Source organism: Alistipes sp. ZOR0009 (assembly GCF_000798815.1).
Classification (GTDB): Bacteria; Bacteroidota; Bacteroidia; order Bacteroidales; family ZOR0009; genus Acetobacteroides.
Genome location: NZ_JTLD01000076.1, coordinates 1 through 17,730 on the forward strand (window position 1 = coordinate 1; position 17,730 = coordinate 17,730).

At 41.0% G+C, this 17,730-nt stretch carries 14 protein-coding genes; 9 read left to right on the top strand and 5 right to left on the bottom strand.

What is annotated here, in order from left to right:
• Positions 1 to 94: 94 nt before the first annotated feature.
• From L990_RS15900 to L990_RS15915, 4 genes are all read left to right on the top strand, one after another.
• Positions 95 to 1,078 carry a hypothetical protein gene (locus tag L990_RS15900; RefSeq protein WP_156121644.1) on the top strand — a complete coding sequence of 328 codons (984 nt, stop codon included), beginning with the start codon at positions 95 to 97 and terminating at the stop codon, positions 1,076 to 1,078.
• A gap of 219 nt (positions 1,079 to 1,297) precedes the next feature.
• On the top strand, positions 1,298 to 2,665 hold the full coding sequence (locus L990_RS15905; protein WP_156121645.1) for a hypothetical protein: 1,368 nt from the start codon (positions 1,298 to 1,300) through the stop codon (positions 2,663 to 2,665).
• Between the two features lie 90 nt (positions 2,666 to 2,755).
• Positions 2,756 to 4,132 carry a hypothetical protein gene (locus L990_RS15910; RefSeq protein ID WP_047451446.1) on the top strand — a complete coding sequence of 459 codons (1,377 nt, stop codon included), beginning with the start codon at positions 2,756 to 2,758 and terminating at the stop codon, positions 4,130 to 4,132.
• Positions 4,133 to 4,221: 89 nt separating this feature from the next.
• Entirely contained in the window at positions 4,222 to 5,592 is a 1,371-nt protein-coding gene (locus tag L990_RS15915; protein WP_047451449.1) for a hypothetical protein, read from the top strand.
• A gap of 1,340 nt (positions 5,593 to 6,932) precedes the next feature.
• Here L990_RS15915 and L990_RS15925 read toward each other — a convergent pair.
• From L990_RS15925 to L990_RS15935, 3 genes are all read right to left on the bottom strand, one after another.
• Entirely contained in the window at positions 6,933 to 9,206 is a 2,274-nt protein-coding gene (locus tag L990_RS15925; RefSeq protein ID WP_047451454.1) for an alpha/beta hydrolase family protein, read from the bottom strand.
• 562 nt (positions 9,207 to 9,768) lie between these two features.
• The gene (locus L990_RS15930; RefSeq protein ID WP_047451457.1) at positions 9,769 to 10,788 is read right to left on the bottom strand and encodes a DUF4421 family protein; all 1,020 of its coding nucleotides are present in this window, start codon (positions 10,786 to 10,788) and stop codon (positions 9,769 to 9,771) included.
• A 100-nt stretch (positions 10,789 to 10,888) separates the two neighbouring features.
• On the bottom strand, positions 10,889 to 11,242 hold the full coding sequence (locus tag L990_RS15935) for a thioredoxin domain-containing protein (RefSeq protein ID WP_047451461.1): 354 nt from the start codon (positions 11,240 to 11,242) through the stop codon (positions 10,889 to 10,891).
• Positions 11,243 to 11,368: 126 nt separating this feature from the next.
• On the opposite strand from L990_RS15935, the gene L990_RS15940 reads away from it, so the two are divergent.
• Entirely contained in the window at positions 11,369 to 12,778 is a 1,410-nt protein-coding gene (locus L990_RS15940; protein WP_047451463.1) for a CCA tRNA nucleotidyltransferase, read from the top strand.
• A gap of 79 nt (positions 12,779 to 12,857) precedes the next feature.
• Here the strand turns inward: L990_RS15940 and L990_RS15945 are convergent, their stop codons facing one another.
• Positions 12,858 to 13,802, bottom strand: coding sequence for a hypothetical protein (locus tag L990_RS15945; protein ID WP_052181092.1), 945 nt, complete (start codon positions 13,800 to 13,802; stop codon positions 12,858 to 12,860).
• Between the two features lie 41 nt (positions 13,803 to 13,843).
• Positions 13,844 to 14,596, bottom strand: coding sequence for a sulfite exporter TauE/SafE family protein (locus L990_RS15950; protein ID WP_047451465.1), 753 nt, complete (start codon positions 14,594 to 14,596; stop codon positions 13,844 to 13,846).
• A gap of 121 nt (positions 14,597 to 14,717) precedes the next feature.
• Between L990_RS15950 and L990_RS15955 the strand changes: the two genes are divergently transcribed.
• The 4 genes from L990_RS15955 (at position 14,718) to L990_RS15970 (ending at position 17,715) form a co-directional block, all read left to right on the top strand.
• Positions 14,718 to 15,317 (top strand): DUF5063 domain-containing protein, encoded by a 600-nt coding sequence (locus tag L990_RS15955; RefSeq protein WP_052181093.1) that lies wholly within the window; start codon positions 14,718 to 14,720, stop codon positions 15,315 to 15,317.
• 8 nt (positions 15,318 to 15,325) lie between these two features.
• Positions 15,326 to 15,907, top strand: a complete 582-nt coding sequence (locus L990_RS15960) for a 3'-5' exonuclease (RefSeq protein ID WP_047451469.1) — start codon at positions 15,326 to 15,328, stop codon at positions 15,905 to 15,907.
• A 7-nt stretch (positions 15,908 to 15,914) separates the two neighbouring features.
• The gene (locus tag L990_RS15965; RefSeq protein WP_047451472.1) at positions 15,915 to 17,102 is read left to right on the top strand and encodes a class I SAM-dependent rRNA methyltransferase; all 1,188 of its coding nucleotides are present in this window, start codon (positions 15,915 to 15,917) and stop codon (positions 17,100 to 17,102) included.
• A 232-nt stretch (positions 17,103 to 17,334) separates the two neighbouring features.
• Complete coding sequence (locus L990_RS15970) at positions 17,335 to 17,715, top strand: hypothetical protein (protein WP_047451474.1); 381 nt, start codon at positions 17,335 to 17,337, stop codon at positions 17,713 to 17,715.
• The last annotated feature ends 15 nt before the right edge of the window (positions 17,716 to 17,730 follow it).

The following is a 17,730-nucleotide window of genomic DNA, read 5'->3' on the forward strand; positions in this document are numbered from 1 at the left end:
CAAAGGTGACATAAGAGGGAGCCTCAGCAGCCGAATAAGTTTAAATACCGTCCACCTGAAAGCTCTTTCAGGTGGACACTTAAAAAAAATTTTTATGAAAAAGCAGATAAGAGCGGCCCTTGACTATGCAAAATCAATAATTGCGCTCATTTCGAAGGATGCACAGCTATCAAAACACCCAGGTGTTGCAAAATCAGTTAGCAAGATTAAGGATTTGACTCAAATTCCGAACGATGCAAAGACTTACATCGAAGGAAATGCTAGCGAGTTTACCAGCTACCAGCTAGATTGTAAGGACGATTTGGTAACAAAGACTCAAGAAATGTGTTCGCAGCTCGAATCATTGGCATTAACCAATAATGATAAAAAGCAGGCCTTCGAATATCATACAACACCTACCACAATTTTGCGTAATTCGGACCCAGAATTGATAACATTTACAAAAAAAGTCCTAGCGCAGGCCACCGCAAAGCTCGAAGAGCTAAAAAAACAGGAAGTGGAAGAAGAGCAGCTCGACGAGCTGGAGCTAGCCATACAATCATTTGAGGAAAATTACAACGAGAAGCAGCAAACAACCCAAAATATTAGAGTTGGCATGCAGCAAACAACCAGTATTGTAAAAAACCTGAACGAGGAACTCCGCATTCTGGATATACATATGCAGGCGGCTAGTAAAATAAACCCTGCCATTTATGCAGAATACCAGAAAATACGCTCGCAAATGCGGCAGCAAAAAAAAGTTGGCCACAGCTTAATGGCTAAAGCGTATGATGCGACTTCGAAACGTCCACTAAACTCCGTAATAATTGAATTTATAGATGAAAGCAGCGCACCGATACTCGAAAAAGTAAAAGAGGGCGCAACGCTGGAGTCGCTGGGAATAAAACCAGTGCTAACAAAGAAAACTTCACCTCGCGGAATATGCTTCTGTCCAAAGATGAATCCGGGCAAGTACATCGCATTGGCCACGATGCATGGCTTCGTACCAGAAATTGTTCCCGTATTCATTAACGAGAATAACACCTTTGAGCTCAACATAGGGTTAACACCAGTAAATGCTAAAGAAGCACACATCTGATGTTACATCACGGCACTGCGCGTTGTGAATAAGGCAACGGCATAGGAGGTTTGAAGGGTTAAGGTTAATAGCGTGATGTTTTTATGGAGCCTTGGTACAACAATTCCAAGGCTCTTCTTGTTTTTTAGAACAAAAAGCATGGTGCTTACTATATATTACTTATTGCTAAATAGGAATAAATTTTTTATTTTTATTAAGCGTAAACCAATAGCTAACTATATGAGTAAAGATCGAAAAAAGAAGCTCGCCAACCACCAGGCCAAGCAGCAGCTTAAGGAAACAATCAACAAACAGAAACGGGAGTACTACGCCAAGCTATTCACAACAGCACAAAAGCTCGGAATAGAAAAAGCCGTGCGCAAGCTCGTTACCGACGAAGAGCGCTTCTTTTTCAGAACCCGATTAGTAGGTTTTCGATTTAAGAATAAGGATAAAAAGCCGCTGCCCATACCCGCACAAAAGCAGATGCAAAAAAACATCTATAACTTTATTGGAGAACACACCTTATACGATTACCCTAATGGCCAAAAAGTTTCCCTGCTAGAAATACTAGAAACACATTACTTCCTGGGACTATACCTATTGGCCAAAACAAATGACGAGTTTGAGCTACCCGAAAAATATCAGGACTTCAAGGAGTTTTTTGATTTTTGGCAAGATAATTATGGACAGTGGAGGGATCACCTAGAGATCATACTATATCTTATCAGCGCAACCCTCTCCTCGCCAGTACATGGGTATTGGGTTTTTAAGCTAACCGATTTTTTTGGATGCCCATCGTACCCCACACAGCTCGGAAAGCCAATGGTAACCTATATCGACCTGGAATACCAATCCAATAAAGGCGAAAAATACAAGCTGAGAAGCAAGGGAGATACGCGCACGCTCTATCGGCTCTACCACTATAGCTTTCAAAGCGAGCTTACGCCCTGCCTCCTACCACCAAAGCTATTTAATCAGCCAAAGGAGACACAAATACCGGTGCTGCTGCTTTCGCATGCCGAAAGAAGAATTAACGAACGGCTAGATGCGCTATGGGAACGCGTTAGGTACCAAATTGTAGCGGAGAGCATACAAAACGCAACCAAGCTAGTACAGTACAACAAAAACACCCTGCTTATCCCCATCTACTACAAAAAGATTAAGGTGGGCTACGTGGTATGCTTCAACCACAAGAACCAACATCTGATTATCAAAACCTTTCTATTCATCACCTGCAAGGGAACCCCCGAAGGCGATAAGCTGGCCCGCTTTACCGGGCTAAGTAAAGAGGATGAGATTTACCTCAACATCGACAGGATGAGCACCTTTGTACACAACCAACTCTCGGACAACGAGGAGCTGTACGCTATTTTCGAGCAGGTGGGGCTTAGCCATCTCGACAACCTAAAAAACAAAATAACCAAGGCAGATCATTTTAACACCAGCTCGAATACAAACCTATCGAAGCTTAAGGAGATGCTTAGAAAAAAGCAGGAAGAGGAGCAGCTGAGCCAAACGGAGCTCGAGGAGCTCATAGAAACCTCTACGCTTATAAAAGAGGAGGAGACCGAAAGCTTACCAACGCTAAATACCACCTTGGCATAGGCAACCAAACAGAAAAAGAGGGCAACATAGCCCATTTCGACGCTTAAAGGCAGCCAAGCAAAACCAACATCGGACAAAACAAACAGCACCATGCCCCAGCAAAAGAAAAAGAAACGACAGAGCGGACAACAAGCTAAGCAGCACCTGCAGCAGCAGCGAAATCTGCAAAGGAAGGAGTACTTTACCAAGCTATACGAGCTGTGCAAAAGGTTTGGGGTAGACAAAGAGGTAAAAGAATTTATTGAAGATATAGGCCCCTCGTACTACATGCTGCGCCTAGCAGGCATTCGGGTATTCGCCAGCAAAGATTCGGTAAAGCTAACACAAAAAGAGGAGGCTGTACTAAAAAACGGCATCTACTACGTGCTAAACAACTTGGGAGACCAGCCCTACTTTCCCAACGTAAAGGTTAGCAACATGGAGATGTACGGATTAATTGTATACCTATACGCACGGCTGGCTGGTAAACAGGAAAAAGAGAAGATGAAAAAGCAGCCGAACCCTGCGCTGCAAAATTTCGTAGAGCAGCTTGATGTCGCAATCCCAAAATTTGTCAGAGTATTAGACGCGGCGGTCTCTGCATCCATCTACTTTTTCAGAAATATTACCAAGGGAAACCTATCGATTAAGCTAATTGAGACAATTGCGTATAACAACAAGCCAAAAGAGTCAACCGATTCATGCACGAGCTATTCCAATGTCTCGTACTGCTTCTCGCCTCCCGAAACAAAACGGGTGAGGATAGATGGAGAGAATCGAACGGTTTATCGGCTGTATCACATCGAATATAATGGCGAAGTAACGCCCGTAACTCTTGCACCGAGCCTACTAAACGAGCCAGGTAGCGAACCTATAGTGGTATACATTCAAAAGCATGCCCTATATCGATTGGAACAACGGGTAGATGCACCGCTGCAGGACGACATAATCTTTCTCCTCTCTAACAGCATACTTTTAGCAACGGAGTTGGTAATTATCAAAAGCGAAAGCTTTCTTATCCCCTACTACTACGAGAATCTCAAGCTGGGCTACCTCGCCTGCCAACGGATAGAAAACGTGGGGGTGGTGATTAAAACATTCCTATTTATCACCAACAGCGGAACACCAGAGGGATTTGCGCTAGACAAGGTTACCGGACTTAAAAAAGATGACAAGAAGTTCCTACTGGTGGATAAGCTCAGCACATTTGCCAACATGGACATCTCGGAATTGCCCTCCTTCAAAAAAATACTGGACAAGTCGAACCTCTCGCACCTAGCCGAGCTGCACGAAAATATAACCTCCCCCAAAAAAGAAACAGAAGAGGGATCCCTAAACCGAATTTGGATTAAAAATTTTCTCGCCAAAAGCAAGAAATATCGCTATCAGGATGAAGACGAGACAACAGACACCATCTACACCCCATCGGTTATAGAGGAGTTGGAGGCAGAAAAGAGGGAGACAGCCTCGCCAATCCTTGTTTCGTAGCCAAGGGCAAAATGTAAACCTTATAAAAAGAAAAAACAGCATAAAGGCAACCAACAGTACTTACAAAACAACCTAAGCTAACAACAACAATGACTAAAAACAAAAAGAGCAAGCCCAATGCGCAGCAGGCAAGGCAGCAGCACATGGAGATGATACATAAAAAGAGGCAGGAATACTTTCGCAAGCTATGCGAGATAGCGCAAAAGATAGGAATGTACCCTCAGGTAAAGAAGCTGATTAACCTGATAGGTGATAACCTATTTTTAGTACGCCTATCCTCCATCGTTCTTACCCCAGTAGAAAACAGCCCAAAGCTCCCACCCGAAATAGAGAAGGAGATAAAAAAAACGATAAAGGATATGCTATCCTTTCAAAAGGTTGCGCCCTACAACAATATCAAAGAAGTAAGCGCCTACGAGATCCTATTCTACCTGAACTTCCTATGCCTTCACATTGTATACATGCGGGAAGAGAACGTTGATCAGGCAACATTTCTTGACGAGTTCAATGAGCTAGAAGCATTCATAAACCAAACCGAAGATGACGTAAACAGATACACCTTCTCAGCGCTACTAACCACCGCATTCATCCTATCAAACCCACCAATAAAATTCATTTCGCTGCAATATATTGGTTCAAAAGAGAATGAAAAACAAAAAAAGACCCTTACCGACTCGTGGTCAACATGCTTTGAGATCGGCTACCAAGTCGTCGAGCCCGAATCTATAAAGATAAAAGTTGATGGAATTGTGAGAACCGTTTATCGGATGGGATGCGTAAACTGGAGCGGGAAGTATGTAGAGTGTAACCTCCAACCGCACCTTTATCCTAAGGCAGGAAATAAACCGATACCGGTATATATTCAAAGACATGCACTAAATAGGCTAAATGAAAGGCTAGACTCCTTCTTTGAAGCATACCGAATTGTTATTCCCGCAGATAGCGTAATCAATGCCACGGAAGTGATAAAGAAAAAAGATGATCGCCTGCTAATTCCGGTCATTTGCCAAGAGTGTAAAATGGGATACCTTGTTTGCCAATGGATACCGGGCGTTGGAATTCTTATACTAACATTTCTTTTTATAACCAGCACCGGAACGCCAGAGGGCGCCATACTCGACAACCTTACAGGGCTAAGTAAAAAAGATAAGGAATACCTAATGGTAGATAAGATAAGCACCTTTTGCATGTCCGATTTTAATAACAACCCCGAGCTGGTAGCCATTCTTGAGGAGGCACAGCTAGGCTACCTAACCGAATTAAGAAATAAGATAACCTTACTAGATCTTGGAAATGACAATCCCCATATAAATGCAAACGTCATAAACGACTTCCTGAAAAAGAAAAAGATAGAAGAGAGCTTAAGCGCAACCGAGCTCGAAGAGCTGCAGGAGATGTCGCTCATGGCAATGCAATCCAAACAGGAAGAGCTGCAGCAAGAGCTATGCGAAAATAAATAACCCGGCAGGCTACCGCGCAAACCCTATCGAAAATAAATTTCGCAACGTGGCACCAGAAAACGAAGCTGGATGCTCAGAAAAACAGAAAAGGCAACCCAAAAGAGAAGGCGCTGGTAGTTTAAAAAACGATACAAAAAGAAATAAGACAAATTGCTGAGAATACTACTGGTTCTCAGCATTTTTTTTGTTATCGGGAAACTAGTACCCCTAGAAGAAAGATCTCGCATAGCAAACTTGTCCAAAAAAAGTGCACAAAAAGAAGCTAAGGGAAAGGCCCAACCCTCGTTTTACATCGACAGGGAGCACCACAAAGCCAATAAAAGATAAAACAGAAGGCAAGCAGAAGGAAGAAAAAGCAACATAATAACAAATCTTCGAACGAAAGTAAAAACAACCGCATCTCCATCTAAATGTTAAAACACACGCAATTTGTTAGCGTATTTTTATGGAAAAAATGCTAAAGTTCCCGCTCAAAAACATTTTGATTTAACGTCATTTTTACAGATATAAAAGATAACATCGGCTCCTCTAGATGAAATCAAAGTATCAGGCATTTATTAAAACAACAGGTTCGTATAAACATTTGAGCTTAGCGTAAAAAATAGCCAAAACAACAGGTGGTAAATCCGCGATCTTAGCGGTTAATTCTCGTTAAACAGCTTTTAACCTTGATGAGGTAACATTTTCTTAACCTAAAATTAAGTTACATTTGCATCATATTTAAAAGCAATGCGAAGCCTTGCTAGTAAAAAAGAAAATATCTAGTTTTAAATCTAGTAAAAAAATATTGCGGGAACTATTGTTTATTAGTGAAGGTTACCAAAAGTTGTTGGTAGCATGGATTTTGTGAAGTAGTTGAAATAAACAATAAAGCAATTTAAAGCCTTGAGGTAATACCTCAGGGCTTTTTCATTTAGCCCACACCGAATAGAAAGCTGGCACCACTCCCAACATATTTACCTGCAAACTTGCGCCTGAAACCCACCTGTATCCTCTTTTTCTGGCCACCGCTGCATTAGCAACATCAGCAGGAAAAAAGAATCCCCCACCATAAAACAAATAGATAGGAAGAAGAAAGTGCTCATTCACAAAAGGAATAAAAGAGACGAACGACGAGCAGCAGTACATTTAAAGCTATGCAAAAACCGAAATGAAGTCGATGACTGCAAACAAGAGGCTCCAAGTCGCGAACCTATAAAATAGAATACGATGAAACAATCAACCTTAAAATCACCATCGAAATATACTAAGTCAGGAATGCTCGCTATAAACAATTGAATGAGTACAAAAACAAAAAGGGCAGGATTAACTCCTGCCCCATTTTATAAATAATCGGCAACCTACCTCAAGTACTTAGCGTAGAAACCTAGCATGTATCTGTAAAGTTCCAACCTGTTTTCCTCGCGATAGAATCCGTGTCCCTCGTTATACTTCACCAAATAGGGAACTTCGAAGCCCTTTTTGCGTAAAGCAGTAACAATTTGATCCGATTCAGCAATATTTACGCGAGGGTCGTTAGCCCCTTGAATAACAAAGAGCGGTTTTTTAATCTTATCGATTTGGTAGAAGGGAGATACCTCCTTAGCAATCTTAGCCTCTTCTGGATTATCGAGATCGTACCAAATTTGCTTTACCATCTCCTTGTAAGGTTTCCAGTATTCGGGGAAAGAGTTGAAGAAGGTTTCGATATTCGACACGCCCACGTAGTCGACACCACATGCGTAAAGATCTGGAGTCTTAACCAATCCCATTAAAGTGGCATATCCTCCATGGCTAGCACCATAAATGGCGATTTTATCCTTATCAACCCATCCTTGCTCGATGCAGTACTTTACACCATCCTCAACATCGTCCATAAGTTTACGTCCGATTTGCTTAAAACCAGCACGAAAGAACTCTTTACCGTAACCTCCGGAAATTCTGAAGTTAACCTGAAGAGTTGCATAACCGCGGCTAGCAAAAAGTTGAGTTTCTGGGTTAAATCCCCAAGAGTCGCGAATACCTTGAGGTCCTCCATGAGGATTTACAATCAACGGAACCTTTTGTCCTGCAAGAGCGGCCTTGGGAAGCGTGATATAGCCATAAATTGTTTTACCATCACGGCTTGTAAACTTAATTGGACGCATTTCAGCCATATCTGCCTCCTTAAGCTGAGGCATCAAATCGTAAAGCAGCTTTACCTTTTGAGTTTTCACATCGTACTCGTAGTAAGCACCATAAAACTTATCGCTTCGAACAACAACAAGCGCCGTATTTTCATTATCATCAGCATCTACAACAGAAAACTCCTTACCTTGAAACTCCTTTTCTAGCCTATTGTAGATCTTCTTGTAAAATGCGCTTACAGGAACGGTTACCGATTTTTCCCCATCGTAGCTGAAATAGTCAATTTCGTAGTTTCTTTTACGAGAAGTTGCCATTCCTTCCACATCGAATGTTGGGTTCGCAAAAACTTCCTTAATTTTCACCTTCTTTTGCAGGTCGTAAAGAATGATTCGAGCTTTATCGCTATCTAGGTTGGTAAGCACGTAGGCATCGTTCTTGTTTGCAGATGGATAGTTGAATCCTATAATATTAAAGGAGTCGTCCCACTTCATCTTACTAACTAAGGCAAACTGATTTGTTTCCAGATTTTTGTAGTAAAGTTCGCTTTCTGTTCCATTAACCAGCTTAGAATATCCACGAAGTACACCATCTTTATCAAAGATGAAGTCTTGGATTGGGTTATTCTCGTCTTTATTTTCAAACAGCTGCGTTAGCTCGCCGGTAACGATGTTTAACTTAAAGGGTTCAAAGATCTTTCTATTGTTCTTGTTCATCGAAACGATGATGTAGTTCTTTTGATCTTTTAGAACCTTTATAATGCTAGCCTTAACACCTTCAAAAGGAGTAAGATCGCGAGTGTTGGCACCATCGAGATTAGTAGCATAAATATGGAAGTTTTCATTTCCACCTTTATCCATTACAAAAACCAAGCGTTCGTCATTAATCCAGCCATATCCCTTAATCAGCTCGTCTTTCTCTTCAATTGCACGAGTAATTTTACCTGTTGCAATCTCCTTTACGTAAACATGGTTTTTATTCTGAGCATCTTTTTCCATGTACGACAGGAACTTCCCGTTAGGTGAGAGCTGAAAAGAGGAAGCTTTGGGCTTAGCAAAGTAATCTGCAACCTTGTACTTAAACGTTCCTGAGTCGTAGCTAGCAAGTTTCTCCAACTCTTCCTTAGTTGAAGGTAATGCATTATTACCGGGAAGCTTGCTTTCGAATTTGGCAAGCGACAAGGGTGCTGATTTACCACCGAGAACAACAGTTCCGTCAATTTTACCAGCGCTAAGCTCGCCTTCGTAGCTTATTTGAAGCTTCCCAGAACTCATTAGCAACTTACTTCCTGTAAGTTCAACTTTTTCCATAGGAAGACCAGCAGCACCTTGTGCTGGAACATCCAGCGTTGCCGAATAGGCGCCTGCCGTTTGCGAAATATGGAAAACAAGTTCGACCTTCATTCCTTCTAAATCGACTAAGCCTTTCCAATCTCCCGAAGCGCTTTGTGCATTCCCTAGAATGCTAGTTAACCCTAGCGCCATAATTAATCCGATTGACTTTAGTACCATATAAATCTATTTAATGTTAATTTGGTTGATCGCAGATTATTACCTAAAAAAAACGGAACCTACGTGTTACTTCGAACACCTTCCATTTTAACAAGCCTCTACCAATTAAACCTTCATTTGCATTAGACGCTCAAACCTCAAAAGGTTACAAAGCACAAATACATTTGGGCTGAGGCTCTACAGCTATAACAACGTTCATCTTATATTGATCGTTTACTAAATACTAAAACAAGACTAACACAATTATACAAAATTCACTAACAACGACCTAATAAAAAGAAAATAACACCCCAAGTACAAGCAAATATAAATACCAGATACATCCTTTAACGAATAAAACATAGGTATAAGTATGCGTTTACATAAAATATTTTCAATATGATATGAACACGAGTATGTTTATAAAACCTCATCACAAATTAAAACGCCCTGCAAAATTATTTTTGCCACATGAGAAACGATTCAACGAAATTCTATTTGGGACCAACTCCACAGTAGTAATCGCAAACAATTAGGAAATGGTACATAACAAGAAAACGTTCAACCAACATCTTAAAGAACGCTAGATATACCTTTCAATTTTGGATACGGTTTTCCTAAAAAGCGAAGGTGCTTGGAATCGATAACCTATGAAGAAGTGATAATACCCTCTCGACTGGTCTATTTGAGAACTATTAGATTGAGACTGAGACGTGACAATAAGGTTGGAACCAACACCGCCATATACCCGACGGCCATTATATCCTACATTTATGCTAGAATGTCCATATGCAAGTGGCTGATAACTTTTAACAGTATAATCACCGTCGGGCAACAAGGTAGAAAGCCTAATATAGGCCACACCAACTCCAAGAGCCTGCGCTAAAGACACATAAAAATTTTTACGAATTACAAAAGAATAACCATAGTTTCCAATTGCAATAAGATGATAACTCTTTTGTTTTTGATCGCTACCTCCTGAAAAACCAGGGCTATCTAATAAATGATAGCTATACTCTAGAGATACCATAAATGATCCACAACTTTTACGTTGAGCCTCGGTTTGAGAGGTTATCGCCTTAAGTGAAAAGTTGGGATTAAACTTGTAGGAAGTCATTCCTCTTAATGACACAATTCTCAAATCTGGAAGTATGATATTAGGGTCTCCCTCCTTCCATTCGGGACTTAGATTTTTCGTATTAGCGATATAAAACCCTTTAATTCCTGAAATTTCAAAATCTTGCATCCAATGACTAAATTGAAAGCGTGTCCCAAAAGAAAGATTGGTTGTTTTTCCATTTATTTTGGTATCATTATTCCCAGGCAAAAAACGAGGCGTAAACCCAAAACCAAAAGAAACAAATTTATAGTCGAAAGAGACTCTAGCAGCAACTGCAATATTAGGGCGGATATCGAAATAAAAGCCTTTACCAGAACTTTCCAGCTTCTCGTAGTCGTTATTTAAGCTTAACTTGATATTTATAAGCGTGTCAAATTTTTCCACATATAAGTTTGCTCTCTTTACCAACGTATCAGATGGTTGTGCAGATAAGCAATCAACCATAGCAATTAGCACCAATAGGAGTAAAAAGGTTGGTCTCATTATGTAGAAATTAGGGAGCCGTCTGTTTTCTCAAAAAAACTAATTTATAAAAAAGAGTCGCTACCAAGAGCGACTCTCCGTTTAAATCAACCATTAATTGCTAAATATCGAAAACGTCCTTAAAAGTTTCAATAAAGGCATGCTTGGGCAATGCACCTGCGGCCATTTGTGGAGTTCCCTTTGCTGGAATAAAAAGTAAGCTCGGCACACTTCGGATCCCAAATGCAGCAGAAACCTCCTGTTCTGCATCGGTATCTACCTTATAAAAGTCTATTCTCCCTTCAAACTCTAGAGAAAGTTCATCTAATAAAGGGGCAACCGCTTTACAAGGGCCGCACCAAGTTGCATAAAAGTCGATTACCGTATGACGCTCGCCTTTAAAATTCCAGTCCTCTTCTGTTGTATAATCAAAAATCTTTTCCTTGAAAGATTCGGATGTTAACGCATTTACCATTTTTTACTCAATTATAGTAGTACCTTTGCGATCGCTTTTCAAACAATCAAACATTGATCGCATAAATTTGTTCGAAAGCAACTCTAATTGGTGTAACTTTACACAGTAAACAGGACATATAGACTAATGCGCAAATATTTCAAAAACCCCGTCTTTAAGCTTATTTCGGATGTAGTAAACGAGCAAAACTTGGAGGCTTACGTGATTGGAGGTTTTGTTCGAGATCAGTTTTTACAAAGAGAATCAAAAGACATAGATATAGTTGTAGTCGGCAGCGGAATAGAGCTTGCAGAACGTGTTGCCGAAAAACTGGGACCAGCCGTAAAGGTCAGCGTTTTCAAAAACTTTGGAACGGCCATGGTTAAGCTCAAAGATCTAGAGCTTGAGTTTGTTGGAGCCCGAAAGGAAAGCTACCGCATCGACTCGCGCAAGCCAATAGTAGAAAATGGCACCCTCGAGGACGATCAAAAGCGCCGAGACTTCACCATTAATGCGCTTGCACTTAGCCTTAAAAAGGAGAATTACGGAGAGCTGGTTGACCCTTTTAATGGGGTTGAGGATATTAAGCACGAAACTATTCGCACACCTCTCGATCCAGATACCACATTCTCGGATGATCCGCTGCGCATGATTCGAGCAATCCGATTTGCAACACAGCTTGGATTTAATATTGATTCTGAGACGCTTGAATCCATCACCCGAAATCGAGATCGCATCGAAATTGTGTCTAAAGAGCGTATTAACGATGAGTTGAATAAAATCATTTCGTCGCCAAAACCATCTATTGGTTTTATGCTTTTCGATCAAACAGGCCTGCTGGAACTTATTTTCCCTCAACTGCACAAATTAAAAGGTGTAGATGTTGTAAACAACCGCGCTCACAAGGATAATTTTCTGCATACGCTTAAAGTTCTCGACAACATTGCAAAAACAACAGACAACCTATGGTTACGTTGGTCAGCCATCCTACACGATATCGCCAAACCCGCGACTAAAGCATATAACCCTCAACAAGGATGGACATTTCATGGTCACGAATTTTTAGGTGCGAAAATGATCCCGGGGATTTTTAAAAGCATGAAAATGCCCTTAAATGAAAAGATGAAGTATGTCCAAAAGATGGTGCTGCTACATCTTCGCCCAATAGTTCTTTCACAAGAAATTGTCACCGACTCGGCCATTCGTCGCCTTCTTTTTGATGCAGGAGACGACATTGATGATCTAATGACGCTTTGCGATGCCGACATCACATCTGCCAATGATAAAGTTGTGGAAAAGCACCTTAAAAACTTCCAACTTGTACGTCAGAAACTGAAAGAAATAGAGGAAAAAGATGCTATCAGAAACTTTCAACCACCCGTTTCTGGTGAAATGATCATGGAAATGTTTGACCTTCGTCCTTCAAAGCCGGTTGGCGATTTAAAGAATATTTTAAAGGATGCCATTCTCGACGGAATCATTCGCAATAGCTACGACGAAGCCTACGCATATGTTCGCCAAAAGGGAATCGAAATGGGGCTAACACCTGTAAAATAAATTGATAATCAGAAAACATCAAATATAAAAGCCGCAAACATGCGGCTTATTTTCTATCCTTAATCGAACAAATACCTCTCTACATCAATCGAACCAGCTTAATGAGTACTGGAAGGTGATCGGAGAAACCGCCGTTGTATCTATAACCGTTAAAAGTTCTTCGAGGCTTCTTTCCGCCGTACATTGTATCATCTTCAAACAGAAATGGCGCTGAGTAGATCTCCATTCCCCCTAAAAGTTTTACAGGTGTATCACCATCTACCAACCCTTTGCTCACTAAAATCTGATCTATAAGTTCCCATTCTCCTTCGAATTTAATAGACCCTTGCTTTTGCTCTTGTAATGGCAGCGCTAAATTGGTAAGGCTACTAGAAAAAAGTTGCATTGCATCGCTTGTAGCAACATCATTAAAATCTCCAATTACAACAACACTTGCAGATTTGTTAGAATGCAATACGGAATCAACTTTAGACAGTAAATATTTGGCAACAAGCAACCTCGATTTTTCGGCTCGCACACCACCTAACTTACTTGGAAAATGATTTACAAAAACATGCAACGTATCGAACTCCCCCCAACGGAAAACAGAGTATAAGATACTTCTGGTGTATAAAGACGTATCGACTACCTTTGGATTGAAGTAACGAAAATCTAATAAATGTAACTTATCCTTTTGATATAAAAGTCCGACATCAATACCGCGCCTGTCGGAAGAATTCTGATGCACCACCGCATACTCAAACTTACTTAACGGGGTATCATAGGCAAGCTTATTTAAAACAAATCGGTTTTCAATCTCACACAACCCTATAATTTCGGGTGGATTAGGAAGGCTCATAGAGGCAAATACCTTAAATATATTATTGCGCTTAGCAAGAAAACGAGAATACGACCACCGCCTTGCCCCCTCAGGTGTAAAGTCTGCATCATCAATAGTCGAATCTTTAAACGAATCGTAGTAATTCTCGCAGTTGTAAAAGGCAATACGAAGCGAATCTCGTTGCGAAAAGCACTCCTTTGCCATAAAAAGAGACATCACTATGATTAAACACCGCCTTACCATACCTACATTTGAAATAATATCATATATAGCACCGAAAAAAGAAGCATACCCAATAGAAAATAGCGAATAACTTTTGCCCCCCAACGCACAGAATATTTTGCTCCAAGCCAACCTCCAACCATATTTCCAATACCCAAACTTATCCCCAAAGGAAGGTTTACTTGTCCATTATAAAAGAAAATAGCCAACGCAAAAATCGTAAGTACAAAAGCAAGAAAAACCTTCAAAGAGTTGGCTGTTATTAGATCATTTCCAATGCTTAAAACCAATCCAGCCAAAAGAAAATACCCTAATCCAGCCTGAATAAAACCTCCGTAAAACCCAATTGCTGTGAATATAATGTAATCGCGAAAACGAATTACCATAGGAGCATCAGGTTTAGGACGCAGCCATTTGTCGGGACTATAAATTACCACAAAAAACATGAAAACCAACAAGCCTACAATTGTCCATCGGATAATACTTTCGTTGGCATCAACGGCCAAATAGGCTCCCACAATAGAGCCTATCGATGCAGGAATAGAAAGCACGAGCCCTTCCTTTAACGGGAGCACCCGCTGTTTTGCAAAGCTGGCAGAACCAACCATATTTTGGAGAAGAATACCAATCCTGTTAGTTGCATTTGCCATATGCGGTGACAGGCCAAGCCCCATAAGAACCGGAAGCGAAATAAGCGAACCGCTACCTGCTAAAATATTTATGAACCCGCATAAAACTCCAACAAACGCTATAAGCAGATAGCTAGCAATTTCCATGAGCTAAAAACCTGTTTTAATGTAAATATTTGCAACAAATATACGCACTTGTGCCATTGCTTGCGTTAGTAAAAGTGGAACAATTTAACTGATTTACTATCTTTGCACTAAAATAGACCGAATGAGCGAAGAATCAAATGCCATAATTTACTCTAAAAATGTAGTCGAAATGGTTACATTGGCAAAAGAGTACACGGCATTTTTAGAAAGAGCAGGCGAATACGAAGCAGCAGACTTTCTAAGTCATGCACAAAAGCTACTTCCTCTTATCTACCTAAAAGGAAGCCTTCTTCCGGAGGTTGAGCAGCAATACGAGGAGGAGGTTGAACGCTTTGTTTCGGAAACTGACTGGACTTTTATCCGCAACAATATTGCCGAAATACTCGGTAATACCGACGATTTTTACGAGGTGTATAACGAGCAGCTATTTGACACCGAAGGAGGCGAACAGCTCTCTATAAGTGAGATGCTTGCCGACATTTATCAGGATCTAAAAGATTTCATAGAACTCTACCGCTTTGGTAACCCAGATAGTATCAACGATGCACTTTACGAGCTAAAGCACAACTTCGCCGAATACTGGGGATTCAAATCAATCATCGCTCTAAAAGCAATTCACCGAGTATTCTTCTTTGGCAATCAATCGGAAGAAGATGATGAAGACTCCGACAATTCAAAAGGGGGCTTCTTTCAGCGCTTTCAGGATAGCCATTTAAAATAGCATTCAGCATGTATTCAGCAACGATAAGCAAAGAAGAACTTAACGACCTGCCAATTAGATCTTTCGAAGGTACGATCCATGTTGTGGATAGCCTCGACAAGGTTGCTGATGCCGTTGCGTACCTTAGCAATACTAAATTGCTGGGATGTGATACAGAAACTCGCCCAAACTTCAAGAAAGGACAGCGTAATCGGGTTGCCCTACTTCAACTTTCGGACGAAACGACCTGTTTCCTTTTTCGACTTAATATGATTGGCCTACCGCAAGAGGTAGCCACCATACTACAACGTAGCGACATCAAAAAAGTAGGAGCAGCAATTCGCGACGACATTGCCGCCCTGCAAAAGCTCACCCCGTTTACACCTAACGGATTTATCGACATCCAAAAAATGGTTGATGCCTATGGCATTGAAGCGAAGAGCCTAAAAAAAATGTCAGCAATCGTACTTAAGTTTAGAATCTCTAAAACGCAGCAGCTTTCCAACTGGGAAAGCCCAACCCTAACGCACGCACAGCAACTTTACGGAGCAACCGATGCATGGGTTAGCCGCCAAATTTATATTGCGCTCATAAACGATAATAAGCCATAGCTATACGATGGAAGTAACCGCACAGGTTTTTTTAAAGCCCAAAAAAGAGGAATCTCTTTTGCGCTTTCACCCTTGGATTTTCTCCGGAGCAATAAAAGGAATTATAGGAAACCCTAACGAAGGCGATGTTGTGGAGGTTTACACCTCAAACAACGAGTTCATCGCATTAGGGCACTACCAGGTAGGCTCTATTACTGTAAGGGTAATATCGTTCGAACCAACAATTATCGACCAAGACTTTTGGAACGACAAGGTACAACGCGCATACGATGCGAGACAGGCATTGGGCTTAACCAGCAGCACAACGACCAACTGCTACCGATTAATCCATGGAGAAGGCGACAACCTACCAGGCTTAATTGTTGATATCTATGGAGAAACTGCCGTAGTACAATCGCATTCGGTTGGGATGTATCTTTCGCGCCAAAACATAACCGAAGCGATTAAGCATGTCTACGGTAACCAAATCAAAGCCATCTACGACAAAAGCGAAGGAACACTCCCCTTTAAAGCAGGATTAAATGCTAAAGATGAGTATCTTTTTGGCAGCAGCATAGATACTCCTGTATTGGAAAATAGAATCAAATTCAATGTAAGCTGGGAGGAAGGACAAAAAACAGGCTTCTTCCTCGATCAACGAGATAACCGCGAGTTGGTAGGAAAATATTCGAAAGGCCGCGATGTATTAAACATGTTCTGCTACACAGGAGGTTTCTCCTTATACGCTCTGGCAGGTGGCGCCAACTCCGTTGATTCGGTAGATAGCTCGCAGAAAGCAATGAACATGGTAGATCGTAATGTTGAGGTAAACTTCGGAACAGAACATAAGCATACGTCGTATGCAGAAGATGCCTTCGAATACCTTCGCACCATTGACGGGAAGTACGACCTAATCATCCTTGATCCTCCAGCCTTTGCAAAGCACACAAAAGTGCTCAATAAGGCTCTTCTTGGATATCGGAGGTTAAATGCGCTTGCCTTCCATAAAATTAAGCCAGGAGGAATACTCTTCACCTTCAGCTGCTCTCAGGTCGTTACCAAGGAACATTTCCGTAACTCCGTATTTACAGCAGCAGCTATCAGCGGACGCAAGGTGCGCATACTACACCAGCTAACTCAACCTGCAGATCACCCTATAAACATTTATCACCCCGAAGGCGAATACCTAAAAGGGTTAGTTGTTTATGTAGAGTAGACCAACATGTAAACAGGATAAAAACGCGGATACCCATTACAGGTAATCCGCGTTTCTGTATAATTGATTTGATTAAGGTCATATGCTAACGACTCCGCCAAGGTAGTAACTCTTACATATATCTACAAATAACAGAATAGAATGAAGCAAACAAAATCCTCATCTATTATTTGAACTCAAAATATTTCGAGTATCATACGCTTTTTTTACATTCGCCTACAAAATATATAATATGAATACGCTCCTAACAGTCGGCATTATCATCGTAAACCTAGCATTAATTGCTTATACAACTGCATTCATTACCTTTACCCAAAAGAAACGAGCGGTAAATAAAGCGCTTATTCCCCTATCGATTGGTGTCGCACTTGACATCTGTGCCACCTCCCTTATGATTTTAGGATCATCTCACTCCTTTTTAAGCACGCATGGACTCATTGGCTACTCATCCCTAGTAGCAATGGTTGTAGATTGCATTCTCCTATGGAAATTCCGAATAAAATACAACTCAAAAGGCTCAATTCCTCAACCTCTACATTGGTACACCCGAATAGCCTACATTTGGTGGATATGTGCCTACATTGCTGGCATTTTAGCTGTATTAGGAAGATAGTAAGCAGCCATACAA